The organism is Pseudarthrobacter sp. NPDC058362 (assembly GCF_042723515.1).
Lineage (GTDB): Bacteria > Actinomycetota > Actinomycetes > Actinomycetales > Micrococcaceae > Arthrobacter.
Genome location: NZ_JBHXIW010000004.1, coordinates 87,939 through 103,217 on the forward strand (window position 1 = coordinate 87,939; position 15,279 = coordinate 103,217).

The following is a 15,279-nucleotide window of genomic DNA, read 5'->3' on the forward strand; positions in this document are numbered from 1 at the left end:
CGGGCCACCACCGATTCGCCTTTACCGGCACTGTTCAGGTACAGTCTATGTTCGTTGGTTGCGGTGCGAAGTGCCGGAAATCAGCGGTCCGGGTCTTTAGCTCAGCTGGTAGAGCGCCACGTTTACACCGTGGATGTCATCGGTTCGATCCCGGTAGGACCCACCATTGGAAACCCCGTCATTGCAGGCCTGAACAGCCGCGAAGGCGGGGTTTTCCGCATTCCCGGCTGCGCCGGCGGCATTGTCAGACCCCTGCCGTAGGTTGCGCACATGGAACAGGTAATAGTGCGCACCGGCCGGGATGGCCATCCGACGGCGGTGCTCCGGGACGGGCGGCAATGGGACGTGGCTGCCCAGCCGGTCAGATGGTATGAGCGCATCAATTGGTGGGAGGTCCATCGTCGGATGCCGCGCGGTGCAGCGGGCGTGGACGTGGAGGTCCTCCAACTGCAGGTCAGGCTGGGCCGGAACCGCAATTCCGCCCTGACTACCATGGTCCTGGAACGGGACGGCCTTGGCGGCGGCTGGAGGCTGCGCGGAGAGATAGCGGACGCGGCGTGACCCGTCCGGTACGTCCCGGGGCATTGGAAAGCCCTCCACCGCGACTATTGGGGGATGCCGCGGGGGAGGGCCTGAAAACGAATATACCGTGAACTTCCGGAAACAAAAAAATGTTGCGCCGGGTCCCAGGATGAACCTGGTGGCAGGTTGCCGGCGGTGTCAGTCCGCCACCGGAACAAAGACCCTGGGCTGGCCTGTCCAGGTATCCGCCATCCGGGACATGGTGCGGCGGAGGATGCGGTCGGATGCTTCCCTGGCCGCCGCGGCGTCGCCCCGGCTGATGGCTTCGGCCACGTCGACGTGCCACTGCAGCGCGCCCTCGTGCGGATGGTCCGGCATGAGGCCGTGAACTGTGCGCCCGGTCAGCGTCTCGGCCACCTGCCCCATGAGGTTGGCGAACATTTCATTGCCTGAGCCGGAGAGCAGCAGCGAGTGGAACCGGATGTCCAGCTCCAGGAAACGGGTAACGTCGCCGCTGTGGCCGGCCTCGCGCATGGCGTAGGCGGCGTCCATCAGCTCCAGCCTGAGCTGGGCGGGCGCGTTGTGTGCGGCCAGCTCTGCTGCAGCGGGTTCGACGGCGGCGCGCAGCTCTGCGAGGGAACGCAGCTGGGCGCCGCGCGCCTCACTGGCAAGCCGCCACCTGATGACCTGCGCGTCGAAAGGATTCCAGCGGTGCGAGGGCAGCACCCGGATTCCCACGCGTTTTGTCGTCTCCACCAGGCCCATGGACTGGAGAACGCGGACCGCCTCGCGGATAACCGACCGGGAAACCTGAAGTTCTTCTTCCAGCTGCTCGGCGAGCATGACGTGGCCGGCGGCCAGCTCACCTGAGATGATGCGGGTGCCGAGGTTCTCGATGGCACGGTGGTGCAGGCTGCTGGTCATGCTGACAAGCCTAGTGGGAACGATATCGCCGCCCACTGCCGCACCAACCCGCCCCGACACAAAAGGTCCCACAGTGCGGTCACCGCTTTTCCGTGCGCCGGGGAATATATATGCTTTATTCCGACCCCTCGCTACAACGGCGCTTCCGCAAGGCGGGGCCGCCGTCCGTCGCACGAAGATGAATTGGAGTATTTGATGTCTGCACACATCGGTGTCACCGGCCTCGCGGTGATGGGCGCTAACCTGGCGCGCAACCTTGCCCGGAACGGTTTCACGGTCGCCCTCCACAACCGCTCCGTGGAGAAGACGGACGCCCTGCTGGAACGTTACGGCTCTGAAGGTGACTTCGTTCGGACCGAGAGCCTGCAGGAGCTGGTGGATTCGCTGGAGAAGCCCCGCCGCGTCCTGATCATGGTCAAGGCCGGCAAGCCGGTCGACTCCGTCATCGAGCAGCTGGAACCCCTCCTGGAACCGGGCGACATCATCATCGACGCCGGCAACTCCCACTACGAGGACACCCGCCGCCGCGAGGCAGCGCTGGCCAAGAAGGACCTCCACTTCGTGGGCGTCGGTGTCTCCGGTGGTGAGGAAGGTGCCCTCAACGGCCCGTCCATCATGCCCGGCGGCTCGAGGGAGTCCTACAAGGCCCTCGGTCCGCTGCTGGAGAAAATTTCGGCCAAGGTGGACGGCGAGCCCTGCTGCGCCTGGGTTGGAACCGACGGCGCCGGACACTTCGTGAAGATGGTCCACAACGGCATCGAGTACGCGGACATGCAGGTCATCGGCGAAGCCTTCGACCTGCTGCGCTCCGGTGCAGGCATCGAGCCCGCAGAGCAGGCCAAGATCTTCACCGAATGGAACCAGGGCGAGCTGTCCTCCTTCCTGATCGAAATCTCCGCCGAGGTTCTGGGCCACGTGGACGCCAAGACCGGAAAGCCGTTCGTCGACGTCGTGGTTGACGCCGCCGGCCAGAAGGGAACCGGCCGCTGGACCGTTATCTCCGCCCTGGAACTGGGCTCGCCGGTATCCGGCATCGCCGAATCCGTCTTCGCCCGCGCACTGTCCTCGCAGGCAGGCCAGCGCAAGCTCGGCCAGGAACTGCTGGCGGGCCGTGAGGCAGAGGTGGAGATCCCGGAAACGTTCGTCGAAGACGTCCGCCAGGCGCTCTACGCCTCCAAGCTGGTCTCCTACGCCCAGGGCCTGGACATGCTGACCTCAGCTGCCAAGGAATACAACTGGGACCTCAAGCTGGACGAGATCGCCAGCCTCTGGCGTGCCGGCTGCATCATCCGCGCCGAGCTCCTCAAGGACATCACCAAGGCCTACGCGGCCGAGGAAAAGCCCGCCAACCTGCTGTTTGCCCCGGCCTTCACCGAGGCCATCGCCAACGCCCTCCCGGCCTGGCGCCGGGTTGTGGCAACCGCGGTCCAGCTTGGCATCCCGGTTCCCGTGTTCTCCTCCTCGCTGGCCTACTACGACGGGCTGCGCCGCAAGCGCGTCGCCGCAGCCCTGATCCAGGGCCAGCGCGATCTGTTCGGGGCGCACACGTACGGGCGCGTGGATGCCGAGGGTACGTTCCACACCCTGTGGGGCGAGGACAAGTCCGAAGTTGAAGCGGTGGACACCCACTAGGTACTGCCCCCCGCCAGGTTCAGCAAACGCGAAAGGCGGGCAGCCTCCCGGAACATTCGGGGGAGCTGCCCGCCTTTTGGGCGGTGGGTGTCAGATCCGGTATTCGATGTCGTATTCGGCCGGGTCAACCGCGGGTTTGGTTTCCCGCTGCGCGTCCCGGTGCCGCCACTTGGCAGGCACGCCGGTGACGATCGACTCCGGCGGTGCATCCTTGACCACCACGGCGTTGGCCCCCACCGCGCTGTCGCGGCCGATGGTGATGGGGCCGAGGATCTTCGCGCCGGCGCCGATGGTCACGCGGTCCCCGATGGTGGGATGTCGCTTGATCCGTGCCAGGGACCGCCCGCCCAGGGTGACACCGTGATAGATCATGACGTCTTCGCCGATTTCCGCGGTTTCGCCGATGACCACGCCCATTCCGTGGTCGATGAAGAACCTCCGGCCGATCGTGGCGCCGGGGTGGATTTCGATGCCGGTCAGGAACCGGCCCAGCTGGGAGAGCAGGCGGGCCGGAAACCGTAGGCCGGGGTTCTGCCACATCCGGTGCGTCAGCCGGTGGATCCAAATGGCGTGGAGGCCGGAATAGGCGAAAAAGTTCTCGAAAGAACCCCGCGCCGCCGGGTCGTGTGACCGGGCGGCGTCGAGGTCTTCCTTCAGTCTTGCGAAAAAGCCCACAAAGTTCTTTCTACAGGAAACGGGCGGATTGCGGACCGATCAGCCGCGGATGTCGTCATAGAGGACCGTGGAGATGTAACGCTCTCCAAAGTCGCAGACCACGGCGACGATCAGCTTTCCCTTGTTTTCCGGGCGCTTGGCCAGTTCCAGCGCGCCCCAGACGATGGCACCGGAGGAAATGCCGCCGAGGATGCCTTCCTTGACGCCGAGTTCGCGGGCAACGCGCACGGAGTCTTCCAGGCTGGCGTCCAGGACCTCGTCGTAGACGTTGGTGTCCAGCAGTTCTGGAATGAAGTTCGCGCCGAGGCCCTGGATCTTGTGCGGTCCGGGGGCCCCGCCGTTGAGGATGGGGGAGTCCTTCGGCTCCACGGCGACGATCTGCACGCCGGGCTTGCGTTCTTTCAGGACCTGTCCGACGCCGGTGATGGTTCCGCCGGTGCCCACGCCGGAGACGAAGATATCCACTCCACCGTCGGTGTCGGCCCAGACTTCCTCGGCCGTGGTGTTTCGGTGGATCTGCGGGTTGGCTTCGTTGGCGAACTGCTGTGCCCAGATGGAGTTCTCCGTGTTGGCCACGATTTCCTGCGCCTTCTCCACGGCGCCGCGCATGCCTTCGGACCCGGGGGTCAGGACGATTTCGGCACCGAAGGCGCGCAGCATGACGCGGCGCTCGGTGGACATGGTCTCCGGCATCGTGAGGATGACCTTGTAGCCGCGGGCCGCGCCCACCATGGCCAGGGCGATGCCGGTGTTGCCGGAGGTTCCTTCGACGATGGTGCCGCCGGGCTTCAGCGCGCCGGACTTTTCCGCAGCGTCGATGATGGCCACACCGATGCGGTCCTTGACGCTGTTGGCCGGGTTGTAGAACTCGAGCTTGACGGCGACGGTGGCGTCCAGTCCCTCGCTGAGCCGGTTCAGCCTGACCAGCGGGGTTCCGCCGACCAGCTGCGTTACATCGTCATAGATCCGTGCCATGTACATACGCCTATCTTTGAGGGGTGGATACTGAGGTCAGCCTAACGAGGCCGCCCAAGGCTGGCTAAGCGTTAAGCCATGCAGAGTAATATTTCCGCGCCTTGGCGAGCTTGGGATTGATGATCACCTGGCAGTAGCCCTGTTCGGGGTGCTTGGCGTAATAGTCCTGGTGCAACTCCTCGGCGACGTGGAAGCGCGGCAGCCGGCTGACTTCGGTGACGATCGGAGCGTGCCACAGCGCCTGGTTGCGTTCGATGGCTTCCTCGAACAGGATTTTCTCTTCCGTTGTCTCATAGAACATCGACGACCGGTACTGCGTGCCCACGTCGTATCCCTGGCGGTTCAGCGTGGTGGGGTCGTGCAGGGCAAAAAACATGTCCAGGACAACATCCGCTGGGATGACGTCCTCATCGAAAGTCACCGCAACCACCTCGGCATGGCCCGTCGTTCCGCTGCACACCGAGTAGTAATCAGGCTCCGGGTCATGGCCGCCGGTGTAGCCGGAGACCACTGAGGTGACTCCCTTGGTCTTCTGGTAGACGGCGTCGAGGCACCAGAAGCAGCCTCCGCCCAGGACAAAAGTTTTCATGACCTCTTCAATGGTTGGCGGGCCCGGATGATTCCCTGCCCCGGCCGGCGCAGTCCGCACGTGCCGGTCTGACCAGGCAATGGGGTAGAAATAAGACTATGGAACCTGAGGACACCGACGTTACCGGACCCGAAGACCACAATGACCGGACCCACGACGGCGATGCCCCCTTCCCGGGGCCCGGCGGGCCAGGTTCGGCGGCACCTTCCGAAACCGTTCCAACCCTGGCCGAGCTGCTTCTGGCGGTGGAAGAGCTGTGGCCCGAGTCACTGGCGGAGAACTGGGACGAGGTGGGCCTGGTGGCCGGGCACCCGGCCGCACCGGTGTCGCGGGTCATGTTCGCCGTGGACCCCACGCTTGAAGTCATTGAAGAAGCCGTGGACTGGGGTGCCGAGCTCTTGATCACGCATCACCCGCTGCTGCTGAAGGGCGTCACGACCGTTGCCGCCACCACACCCAAGGGCCGGGCGGTGCACCGCCTCATCGAATCGGGGACGGCGTTGCTGACGGTGCACACCAATGGCGATTCCGCCGTCGGGGGCGTCTCCGATGTCCTGGCGGATGCGCTGGGGCTCCAGGACGTCGCTCCGTTGGCGACGTCGGCCAACGGACTGCCGGAGGAAGGCATCGGCCGCGTGGGCGAACTGCCCGACGCCATGAGCCTTGGCGACTTCGCCGCCCGCGTTTTCGGCATCCTGCCCTCGGTGGCCGGGGGAGTGCGCGTGTCCGGGGACAAGGACGGACTGGTGCGGCGGATCGCCGTGTGCGGCGGCGCCGGGGATTCGCTGTTCAATGAGGTCAGGGCCAGCAACGCGGACGTATACGTCACCGCCGACCTGCGCCACCATCCAGCCTCGGAGGCACGGGAAGCAGCCCTCAACGGCAGGCCCTACCTGGTCGATGTCTCGCATTTTGCCAGCGAATGGCTCTGGCTCCCCGCGGCAGCATCGGCGCTCGGAAACGTGCTGAGCGACCAGGGCCACGACGTCGAAATCCGGGTCAGCACCACTAACAGCGACCCCTGGGACTTTATCCTGACTCCAGGCTAAGCCGGGCATGGAAGCGGGCCAGGCGCTAGAGTCTAGGAAGCGCCGGTTCGGTGCCCGGCCGCGGCCGGAAAGGATCAAGCGGAGGTAGAAGTGGCCAAGGCAGCACCGGCAGAACAGTTGAAGTTGCTCGACCTGCAGGGACTGGACGCCAAGCTGACCGCGCTGGCCAACCGCCGGCGCGCCCTGGAGACGGACCCCCGGATCAAAGACCTCGAAGCGGCGCTCGCCGTGGCCAACGGCGAACTCGGCGCGGCCAAGGTTGCCGTCCACGATACTGAAGCCGAGCTCAAGCGCGCAGAGGCCGACGTCGAACAGGTCACCGTACGGATCAGCCGGGACGAAGCGCGGCTCAACAGCGGGACGGGACTGTCCAAGGACCTCGTGGCGCTCCAGAAGGACATCGCCTCACTCAACAAGCGGCGCTCGGACCTTGAGGACGTGGAGCTGGAGGTCCTGGAACGGCTGGACACCCTCCGCGAAAAGCAGGCTGCCCAACAGAGGATCGTTGACGACATCCAGGGCTCTTTCGGTTCAATCCGCGGCGAACTCGACCAGGAACTCGCCGCCGTAGCCGCGGAAACGGCCGAGGTCAAGGGCCGCCGCGATGCGTTCGCCCAGGCCCTCGATGCACCGCTGCTGGCGGTCTACGAGAAAACACTCGCCCGGCGCGGTGTGGGGGCCGCCCGGCTGTTCCATGGCACGTCGGAGGCATCCGGCATGAAGCTCAGTCCCGGGGACCTTGCCGACATCAAGGCCGCAGCACCGGAGGACATCGTTTTCTGTCCGGACTCGGGAGCTATCCTGGTCCGCTCCGAAGAATGGGCCTGACCGGCCCGGCTGTCCTCAGCCGGGCAGGATGATGTTCAGCGCGTGCGGCTTGCGTGCCGTGCCAGGAACGAGTTCAGCTGCCCACTTCTCCTGTGCAGCCTTCAGCAGGGCCTGCGGGGTTGCGGGCGCCTTGCCTCGCCGCGTCAGCAGGTGCCGCGCCAATTCGCCCCGGGTGTGCTTGGCAAAGTGGCTCACTACCTTGCGGACCCCGCCGGTTTCGGTAAACACGTTGACGGCGGCCGTCTGTTCCGGCGGCGGTGCCCAGGCCGCCGCGTAGGTGCTGGAGCGGCAATCCACCAGCAGGTGCCCCTCCGCCACCGGGGCGAGGGCGGCGGCCAGGTGGGGCTTCCAGAACGGGGCGAGGCGTCCGACGTCGGGCAGTGCCGTTCCCATCGAAAGCCGGTAGGCCGGAACGCTGTCACCGAAGCGGATGGCGCCCCAGAGCGCGGAAATGACCAGCACTGCGTCGTCCGCTTTGCGCCGCTGGGCCGCACTCATGGTTCCGTACCCCAGGGCGTCGTACAGGACGCCGGAATAGATCCGGTGCGCTGGCGCCGCAGGTTCGGCATGCAGCCGCGTATTGCGTACGACGTCGTCACGCAGCGATGCGCCCACCCCCAGGAGGGCGAGGGCATCCTCGTGCGCACTGACGGTGCCCAGCGACTCAAGGATTTCGGCCCTTCTTGCGTTCAGCGCCGGAAAGGCGAGGGAGTCCCAGTCGAGGGCCGGGCCCCGGGCGGCCGGGGTCTTGCCTTCGGAGGGGGGAAGCAGAATCAGCACCGTCCGATCCTACCGGCGGCTGAAGCAGGCTGCGGCGCCGGTAGACTGGACGCGGATGGGACAGCCAGGCGGCCGCGCGTCACGCAAGTGGCTCGAGGAACGTCCGGGCTCCACAGGGCAGGGTGGTGGGTAACGCCCACTCGGGGTAACCCGCAGGCCAGTGCCACAGAAAACAGACCGCCAGCCTTGCCGTCCCCGGATGGCAAGCGCAGGTAAGGGTGAAACGGTGGTGTAAGAGACCACCAGCTTCCCGGGTGACCGGGAAGGCTAGGTAAACCCCACCCGGAGCAAGGCCAGACAGGACACATTTGAGGGCTGCCCGCCCGAGTGTCCGGGTAGGCCGCTGGAGGGTGCCGGCAACGGTACTCCTAGATGGATGGCCGTCACTCCTTCGCCGGCAACAGCGGGGGAGTACAGAACCCGGCGTATCGGCTGTCCCATCCACCTGCCGTGATTGACCTGGAACGCCGTCGACTGACCTGAAACGCTGTTGGGGAACTGAACCGTGCCTGCTGATACCGCCCCCGCACCCCGCCGGGTCCGCGACCTGCCCGCGCTCGCAGGGTTCCTGGCGCTGTCGGCCGCCACCTGGTTCCTCGCCGCTGTTCCCATCAGGTCCGCCGGTGACTGGTTCGCTGCCTCGGCGCAGGCGCCCTGGATGCCGCCTGGCTGGATGTTCCGGTCCATGTGGATGCTCCTCTACGCCGGCGTAGCTGTCGCGGCCTGGCTGGTATGGCGCCGCGGTGCGCTGCGCGGCGGCACCCTGGCCGGATACTGTGCCCAGCTGGGGCTCAATGCCGCCTGGCCGCTGGCATTTTTTGGACTGTACCCGTTCCTGGGCGCTCCCGCCCTGTGGGTTGCGTTCCTCGTCATCACTGCACTTGCAGCTTCCCTGGCGTTCCTGACCCTCCGCTTTGGGCCCGTCAGCCGGACCGCCGGTTTGCTCCTGCTGCCATATTTCTCCTGGGTGGTGTTCTCCGCCAGCCTGAACCTCTACTCGGCGATCCATAACTGACGGCGGACGCACGGGCATCAGTTGTGGATTCCCGTGTGAGTGATTTCACGCGTCCGGAGCCTTCCGGTGCGCCGCGGCCAACCTAGAATGGATTCCGGACGTAGAAGTTCTCCCGCCTGGGCTGCGTTCGCAGCCGGCGGTTTTTCTTTGCAGCGACCCACGCGCCTGCGGGCCGAACCCGGCAGGCCACGGCGCCCCTGGACATCATCCGGTGGCCGACATCCGCGTACGAAGACGTATGCGGCTGAACCGAGGAAGGTATTTCTGTGAGCCAGACGTCAGATTCTTGTCTTGATACGTGGATGGGCCGGGAGGCTCTTGCCGAAGCCATGATCCCGGTGATCGGGCGGCTTTACCGCGAGAACAACGTGGTGACCAGCATCCACGGCCGGAGCCTGATCAACAAGTCCACCATGAACATCCTCAAGGCGCACCGCTTCGCCCGCCGGATGAGCAAGGACGAGTTGCGCCTGGAGGAGACCGCTCCGCTGCTGAACGCGCTCGCCGGTATGGAACTCGGCGCAGCGGCCATCGACATCGCCCGGCTGAACCAGAAGTTCAAGGACGAAGGTAACGGCGCCAGCCTGGAGGAGTTCCTCCGCGCCGAGCTCGCAGAGATCGTGGGCAAGCGCGGCGGCGACGACCGCACCAGCACGGATGTCGTGCTCTACGGCTTTGGCCGTATCGGACGACTTCTGGCACGCCTCCTCGTTGAGAAGGCCGGAGGCGGCCACGGGCTGCGTCTGCGCGCCATCGTGGTGCGCCGCGGTTCTGACAACGACCTCTCCAAGCGCGCCAGCCTGCTGCGCCGCGATTCCGTGCATGGTTCGTTCGAAGGAACCATCCGGATTGACGAGGAGGCCAACACCATTACGGCCAACGGTGTCCAGGTCCAGGTCATCTACTCGAACGATCCGGCCACCATTGACTACACCGCCTACGGCATCAAGGACGCCCTGGTGGTGGACAACACCGGCCGCTGGCGCGACACGGAAGGCCTGTCCCAGCACCTGCAGAGCAAGGGCGTTGCCCGCGTCCTGCTCACGGCGCCGGGCAAGGGCGAACTGAAGAACATCGTCCATGGCATCAACCACGGGGACATCCTGGATTCGGATCGGATTGTCTCCGCAGCGTCCTGCACGACGAACGCCATCACTCCGGTGCTCAAGGCCATCAACGACAAGTTCGGCGTAGTCCACGGCCACGTGGAAACGGTGCACTCGTTCACCAATGACCAGAACCTGATCGACAACTTCCACAAGGGCGATCGCCGTGGCCGTTCAGCGGCGCTGAACATGGTCATTACCGAGACCGGCGCTGCGAAGGCTGTTGCCAAGGCCCTGCCCGAGCTTCTGGGCAAGCTGACCGGCAGCTCCATCCGCGTCCCCACGCCGGACGTCTCCCTGGCGATCCTGAACCTGAGCCTGGAGAACGGCACCACCAAGGATGAGGTGAACGACTTCCTGCGCGAGATGTCGCTGCACTCGGACCTGCGCAAGCAGATCGACTACATCGACTCCCCGGAAGTTGTTTCCACGGACTTCGTCGGTTCCCGCCGTGCGGGCATCGTGGATGGGCTCGCCACGATTTCCAACGATAAGAACCTTGTCCTCTACGTCTGGTACGACAACGAGTTCGGCTACAGCTGCCAGGTAGTCCGGGTCATGGAGGAAATGGCCGGGGTCAACCCGCCCTCATTCCCGGCCAAGGAGTCGGCCGCCGCGCTGGCAACCATCGCAGTCTAATAACGGTCACCCGGTTTCCCGGCTGATCCTCTGGAATCAGCCGGGAAACCGGACCACACTGGTGGCATGACTAAGGAACCCGCGGTTCAGCACGAAACCACCCTCGAACACGCCCTGGATGTCGCCAAGGCCAACCACAAGGAAGCCTTGCGCCTCCTCGAAGGGGCGCGGGCCGCCCAGGCAACGGGCGACGTCGGCGAGGACCGGGTCCGCCAGCTCGAAGGCCTGTTGGCGGTCGCCGAGGAGGACCTCCGCCGCGTGATGCGCGAGCAGTAGAGGCCGCCCGCCGCCCCATGTGACGCGTCACTCTTCCTCCACACTGTGGAAATCCGCGGAAGGGATGTTCCGGTGCCCTAGGCTCTTCGGGTGCAGGATGTAAACCGCAGCGCGGTGACGCCATGAGCGCCAGCTGGACCGCCTACCGCCGTGCCCGCCGCCGATCCCGCCAGGCATGGGTGTTGCTGGCACTGGCCGCGGTATCTGCGCTGGCGACAGTGGCGTGGTTCTTTACCGACGGGCAGTTCGCACTGGCGGAGCCCGCGGCCGCCGGCCCGGTCGAAGCGCCCGTCTACGACCCCGCCTGGATGAAGCCGGTGGTAGCCGTACGACAGGTGCCGGATGCTACGGCGCTGTCGGTCCTTGAGGGCCTGCCCGTCAAAGGCCGGGCACCGGCCAACAACTACGAGCGGGAGGCGTTCGGCCAGGCCTGGTTGGACGCCGACCGGAACGGCTGCGATACCCGCAACGACATCCTGCGGCGCGATCTCTTGGAGGTCGCGTTCACGGACCGATCCCGGTGTAGGGTGGCGTCGGGCCGCTTCCAGGATCCGTACACGTCGAAGACCATCGACTTCCGCCGCGGCGCAGACAGCAGCCGTGAAGTGCAGATCGACCACGTGGTGGCGCTGTCGGATGCGTGGCAGAAGGGCGCCCAGCAACTGACAACCCGGCAGCGCCAGCACCTGGCCAACGATCCCGTGAACCTCGTGGCCGCGGACGGGCCCGCCAACCAGCAAAAGGGCGCCGCTGACGCCGCCACCTGGCTGCCAAAGAACAAGGCGTTCCGCTGCCACTATGTGGCCCGCCAGGTGTCGGTCAAAGCAGGCTATGGCCTCTGGGTCACCCAGGCCGAAAAGGACGCCATGAAGCGGGTCCTGGCCACCTGCCCGGACCAGCGAACCATCCTGGCACGATAACGGAGCCTAGTGGCCGAAGGGATCGGGGTCCACGCCGGGCATCCAGGTCAGCCCCGGCACACCCCAGCCGCTCTTCTTCGCCTGTTTCATGGCTTTGCGCGCGTAGCGGTCGATCAGCCGGTTGACGTAGAGCTTGCCGTCGAGGTGGTCGTATTCGTGCTGGATCACCCGCGCGAACCAGCCCGTCGCTTCGAACCGGACAGGCTGGCCGTAGCCATCGAAGCCCTCCACCCGTGCCCATTCGGCACGTTTTAGCGGGTAGTGCCCGCCGGGGAATGAGAGGCAGCCCTCTTCCTCCTCATCCGGGTCGGGAAGCGCTCCGGAGATCTTGGAGAGCGTCAGCTGGGGGTTCACCACGACGCCCGTAGGGGGAGCGCCGTCGTCGTTGGCGTATTTGTACACGAAGATGCGCTTGCCCACGCCGATCTGGGGCGCAGCGAGCCCCACGCCGTTGGCGGCGTCGTTGGTTTCGAACATGTCCTCGATGAGCGTGCGGAGGGCGTCGTCGAAGACCTCAACCTCTGCGGCCCGGCGGTGGAGAACAGGTTCTCCCCAGATGGTGATTGGCAGAACTGTCATGTCGTCCGTCCTTTGCGCTGTGGCCGGTATTTGATACATGGGGTACGCAAAAAAAGGAGGCCGCACCGGATATCCGGTACGGCCTCCCGTGAGGGTGAGCGACGGGGGTTGAACCCGCGACCTCCTGGACCACAACCAGGCGCTCTGCCAACTGAGCTACGCCCACCATGTGCCCTGCGGAGCGACCGGCTACCCGGCCCTCTGGAAAGGCAACTCAAATAGCTTACCTGCTGTTCAGCACTGTTTTGGCCACTTTTGCCGATTTCCCGGAAAATTCATGGAAACGTGGCGCAGATTACGCCTGCGGCTGTTTCGGGGATTCGGCCGTGGTGATACGGCGCGCGATCTGCTGGGCGGTGGCGCTGTCCGGACCGGGGGCGGGAACGAAGACGGCCTCGCGGTAGTACCGGAGCTCGTCGATGGAATCCTTAATGTCTCCCAGGGCGCGGTGGCCGCCCTTCTTTGCGGGGGACTGGAAGTAGGCACGCGCGAACCAGCGGCGTGAGAGTTCCTTGATGGTGCTCACGTCGATGACCCGGTAGTGGAGGTGCTCAACCACGGCGGGCATGTCCCGGGCAAGGAATACGCGGTCCGTTCCAACCGAGTTGCCACCCAGCGGAGCCTTGCGGGGGTCCGGCACCCATTCCGCGATGTACTCCATGACGAGGGCCTCCGCTTCCGCCATAGTCTTGCCGTTGGGCAGTTCCTTCAGGAGGCCGGATTTGGTGTGCATGTCCCTGACGAAATCGCCCATCTGTGCCACGGCGGCATCATCCGGCTTGATGACGACGTCCACGCCGTCACCCAGGATGTTCAGGTCCGAGTCGGTGACCAGGGCGGCCACCTCGATCAGGGCGTCATTCTTGATGTCCAGGCCGGTCATTTCGCAGTCGATCCAGACGATTCGTTCGTTAGTAATAGGCACCCGACCAGCCTACCTTTACACGTCCCGGCGGACCGCCGATGCTAGGATTCTGGGACGCGCGGCGGACGATTCCGCCGCATGCTCCACCTGCTGCGGCGGCCCGCGAGGGACGCCGGGCCCGGCCGCTGCGCGCAAGACACCACACATCTTCGCGCCTGAAGATTGGACGATCCTGACATGACGGCGCCTGTGCCCGCGACGGGAGAGCTGGCCGGTGACGCAGCCGTTCCCGCGGAGGACGCCGGGATGGACAGTCCCCGCTCTCCGCTGCTTGCGGGCTTCGCTGGTTCCATGTTCATGCTGGTCGGATCCCTGGGGGTGGGCTGGCTCGCCCCCGTCTCCGAACTCCGCCGGATGCCACTGTTCATCTGGATGCGCGCGGAGGCGCTGGGAGTGGCGTTGTCCATTATCCTGCTCGCCGTCGGCGGCATGCTGCTGGTCAGGGCCTGGCTCCGCCTGGGGCAGAAAGTGCGCGTCTGGGGGCCCGCGGCACGTAGGGTGACCCTGGCCGCGGTTGTTGCCTGGGGGCTGCCCATGATGTTCAGCATCCCGCTGTTCAGCCGGGACGTTTACGCCTACATCGGCCAGGGCCGCCTGATGTTGGAAGGCTTCAACCCGTACGAAAACGGAATCTCCGCGCTGTCGAACTACTTCCAGCTGGGCGCCGACAAGATGTGGACCGAAGCGCCCGTCCCGTATGGCCAGCTCTTCCTGTGGATCGAGCAGTTCGTGGTGTGGGTAACGAACGTGCAGCCGGAGGCCAGCGTCATGCTGTTCCGGTTGGTTGCCCTGGTTGGTGTGGTTCTCTGCATCGTCTATGTGCCGCGGCTTGCGGAGCTGCATGGCGTGAACCCGCACCGCGCCCTCTGGCTGACCGCTGCGAATCCACTCTTCCTGACCAATTTCATCGCAAGCGTCCACAACGACGCGCTCATGATTGGCCTGGCTCTCGCCGGTCTCTACTACTGCGCCACGCGGCGCGTGGTACTGGGTATCGTCCTGGTCACGCTGTCCATTGCGGTCAAGCCCATTACGATCATCTTCCTGCCGTTCATCGGGCTGATGTGGGCCGGCAAGGAGGCCGGCTGGCTGCGGAAATTCTGGTTCTGGGGTCTGACTGCCGCGCTGAGCCTGGGGATGCTGGTGCTCATGGCACTGGTCAACGGCTTCGGCTTTGGCTGGATCAATGGGCTCTCGGCCCCCGGCAGCCTGGCCATCTGGTACGCACCCGTGGGGCTCATCGGCATGGTGGTGGGGTCCCTGGCGCGGGCGTTTGGCCTGGGGTACGACGTCTTTTCCGGGCTGGTGTTCACCGCGGGCAAAGTCCTGGCCCTCGGCATCATTGCCTGGCAGATCTTCAGGGGTGATCACGACCGCCTGATGCGCAGGCTGACCCTGGCCCTGGCGGCGGTGGTAGTGCTGGCTCCGATCATCCAGGCCTGGTACGTGGTGTGGCTCATTCCGCTGTTCGCGGTCACCGGGATCCGCAACGACTGGCAGGTCAAGACCCTCTACTTCGTGGTCTCGTTCTTCATGATCTACGCCATTTCCGACCAGCTGGAAGTGTTCCCGTACCTGCAAACCGAGGACCTTGGCTTCGCGCTGGCCCTCGCCCGTGTGGCCGCCGCACTGACGGGCCTGCTCTTCGGCCTGTACCTGATCTTCTGGGACCCCCGCACCAGAACCCTGTTCCGCAAGACCGGGGAACCCGTGGTCGAACGCCCGGTGATCTGACCAGCCGCACCAGCCGTTCCGGCCGTCACCGCGATGGCGCCTGGATGCCGTCGAACCCCGGTCCCGCCGCCCGAACAGAAGCCCACGGAGTGTGCCGGAAGCCTTGACCGC

The 15,279-nt window shown here is 65.5% G+C and carries 16 protein-coding genes, 2 tRNA genes and 1 other RNA gene; 11 read left to right on the forward strand and 8 right to left on the reverse strand.

The window, feature by feature from the left end:
* Positions 1 to 90: 90 nt before the first annotated feature.
* Both ACFWIX_RS10085 and ACFWIX_RS10090 read left to right on the forward strand, forming a co-directional pair.
* Positions 91 to 166, forward strand: a tRNA-Val gene (locus ACFWIX_RS10085).
* Positions 167 to 270: 104 nt separating this feature from the next.
* Positions 271 to 561: a hypothetical protein gene (locus ACFWIX_RS10090; protein ID WP_377215987.1), complete on the forward strand. Its 291-nt coding sequence runs from the start codon at positions 271 to 273 to the stop codon at positions 559 to 561.
* A 159-nt stretch (positions 562 to 720) separates the two neighbouring features.
* Here ACFWIX_RS10090 and ACFWIX_RS10095 read toward each other — a convergent pair whose 3' ends face one another.
* Positions 721 to 1,446: a FadR/GntR family transcriptional regulator gene (locus ACFWIX_RS10095; RefSeq protein WP_377215988.1), complete on the reverse strand. Its 726-nt coding sequence runs from the start codon at positions 1,444 to 1,446 to the stop codon at positions 721 to 723.
* Positions 1,447 to 1,641: 195 nt separating this feature from the next.
* Between ACFWIX_RS10095 and gndA the strand changes: the two genes are divergently transcribed.
* On the forward strand, positions 1,642 to 3,078 hold the full coding sequence (gene gndA / locus ACFWIX_RS10100) for an NADP-dependent phosphogluconate dehydrogenase (protein WP_377215989.1): 1,437 nt from the start codon (positions 1,642 to 1,644) through the stop codon (positions 3,076 to 3,078).
* A gap of 90 nt (positions 3,079 to 3,168) precedes the next feature.
* Here the strand turns inward: gndA and epsC are convergent, their stop codons facing one another.
* The 3 genes from epsC to msrA form a co-directional block, all read right to left on the reverse strand.
* Complete coding sequence (gene epsC / locus ACFWIX_RS10105; protein WP_377215990.1) at positions 3,169 to 3,753, reverse strand: serine O-acetyltransferase EpsC; 585 nt, start codon at positions 3,751 to 3,753, stop codon at positions 3,169 to 3,171.
* Positions 3,754 to 3,792: 39 nt separating this feature from the next.
* Positions 3,793 to 4,728: a cysteine synthase A gene (gene cysK, locus ACFWIX_RS10110; RefSeq protein WP_377215991.1), complete on the reverse strand. Its 936-nt coding sequence runs from the start codon at positions 4,726 to 4,728 to the stop codon at positions 3,793 to 3,795.
* 64 nt (positions 4,729 to 4,792) lie between these two features.
* Positions 4,793 to 5,317: a peptide-methionine (S)-S-oxide reductase MsrA gene (gene msrA / locus ACFWIX_RS10115; RefSeq protein WP_377215992.1), complete on the reverse strand. Its 525-nt coding sequence runs from the start codon at positions 5,315 to 5,317 to the stop codon at positions 4,793 to 4,795.
* Positions 5,318 to 5,415: 98 nt separating this feature from the next.
* On the opposite strand from msrA, the gene ACFWIX_RS10120 reads away from it, so the two are divergent.
* Positions 5,416 to 6,366 (forward strand): Nif3-like dinuclear metal center hexameric protein, encoded by a 951-nt coding sequence (locus ACFWIX_RS10120; RefSeq protein WP_377215993.1) that lies wholly within the window; start codon positions 5,416 to 5,418, stop codon positions 6,364 to 6,366.
* A gap of 90 nt (positions 6,367 to 6,456) precedes the next feature.
* Complete coding sequence (locus ACFWIX_RS10125) at positions 6,457 to 7,194, forward strand: zinc ribbon domain-containing protein (protein ID WP_377215994.1); 738 nt, start codon at positions 6,457 to 6,459, stop codon at positions 7,192 to 7,194.
* 15 nt (positions 7,195 to 7,209) lie between these two features.
* Here ACFWIX_RS10125 and ACFWIX_RS10130 read toward each other — a convergent pair whose 3' ends face one another.
* Positions 7,210 to 7,974 (reverse strand): YaaA family protein, encoded by a 765-nt coding sequence (locus ACFWIX_RS10130; protein ID WP_377215995.1) that lies wholly within the window; start codon positions 7,972 to 7,974, stop codon positions 7,210 to 7,212.
* A 56-nt stretch (positions 7,975 to 8,030) separates the two neighbouring features.
* On the opposite strand from ACFWIX_RS10130, the gene rnpB reads away from it, so the two are divergent.
* The 5 genes from rnpB to ACFWIX_RS10155 all read left to right on the forward strand — a co-directional run bounded on the left by rnpB (position 8,031) and on the right by ACFWIX_RS10155 (position 11,930).
* An RNA gene (gene rnpB, locus ACFWIX_RS10135) (RNase P RNA component class A) lies at positions 8,031 to 8,418 on the forward strand.
* 61 nt (positions 8,419 to 8,479) lie between these two features.
* A complete protein-coding gene (locus tag ACFWIX_RS10140; RefSeq protein WP_377215996.1) occupies positions 8,480 to 8,989 on the forward strand; it encodes a TspO/MBR family protein in 510 nt (169 codons plus the stop codon).
* Between the two features lie 266 nt (positions 8,990 to 9,255).
* Positions 9,256 to 10,734, forward strand: coding sequence for a glyceraldehyde-3-phosphate dehydrogenase (locus ACFWIX_RS10145; RefSeq protein ID WP_377215997.1), 1,479 nt, complete (start codon positions 9,256 to 9,258; stop codon positions 10,732 to 10,734).
* Between the two features lie 66 nt (positions 10,735 to 10,800).
* The gene (locus ACFWIX_RS10150) at positions 10,801 to 11,010 is read left to right on the forward strand and encodes a hypothetical protein (protein WP_377215998.1); all 210 of its coding nucleotides are present in this window, start codon (positions 10,801 to 10,803) and stop codon (positions 11,008 to 11,010) included.
* A 122-nt stretch (positions 11,011 to 11,132) separates the two neighbouring features.
* The gene (locus ACFWIX_RS10155; protein WP_377215999.1) at positions 11,133 to 11,930 is read left to right on the forward strand and encodes an HNH endonuclease family protein; all 798 of its coding nucleotides are present in this window, start codon (positions 11,133 to 11,135) and stop codon (positions 11,928 to 11,930) included.
* Positions 11,931 to 11,936: 6 nt separating this feature from the next.
* Here the strand turns inward: ACFWIX_RS10155 and def are convergent, their stop codons facing one another.
* The 3 genes from def to orn all read right to left on the reverse strand — a co-directional run bounded on the left by def (position 11,937) and on the right by orn (position 13,434).
* Positions 11,937 to 12,509 (reverse strand): peptide deformylase, encoded by a 573-nt coding sequence (gene def / locus ACFWIX_RS10160; protein WP_377216000.1) that lies wholly within the window; start codon positions 12,507 to 12,509, stop codon positions 11,937 to 11,939.
* 93 nt (positions 12,510 to 12,602) lie between these two features.
* Positions 12,603 to 12,675 (reverse strand) — tRNA-His (locus ACFWIX_RS10165).
* A 129-nt stretch (positions 12,676 to 12,804) separates the two neighbouring features.
* Positions 12,805 to 13,434: an oligoribonuclease gene (gene orn, locus ACFWIX_RS10170; protein WP_377216001.1), complete on the reverse strand. Its 630-nt coding sequence runs from the start codon at positions 13,432 to 13,434 to the stop codon at positions 12,805 to 12,807.
* 177 nt (positions 13,435 to 13,611) lie between these two features.
* Between orn and mptB the strand changes: the two genes are divergently transcribed.
* Positions 13,612 to 15,168: a polyprenol phosphomannose-dependent alpha 1,6 mannosyltransferase MptB gene (gene mptB / locus ACFWIX_RS10175; RefSeq protein WP_377216002.1), complete on the forward strand. Its 1,557-nt coding sequence runs from the start codon at positions 13,612 to 13,614 to the stop codon at positions 15,166 to 15,168.
* Positions 15,169 to 15,279: the final 111 nt, after the last annotated feature.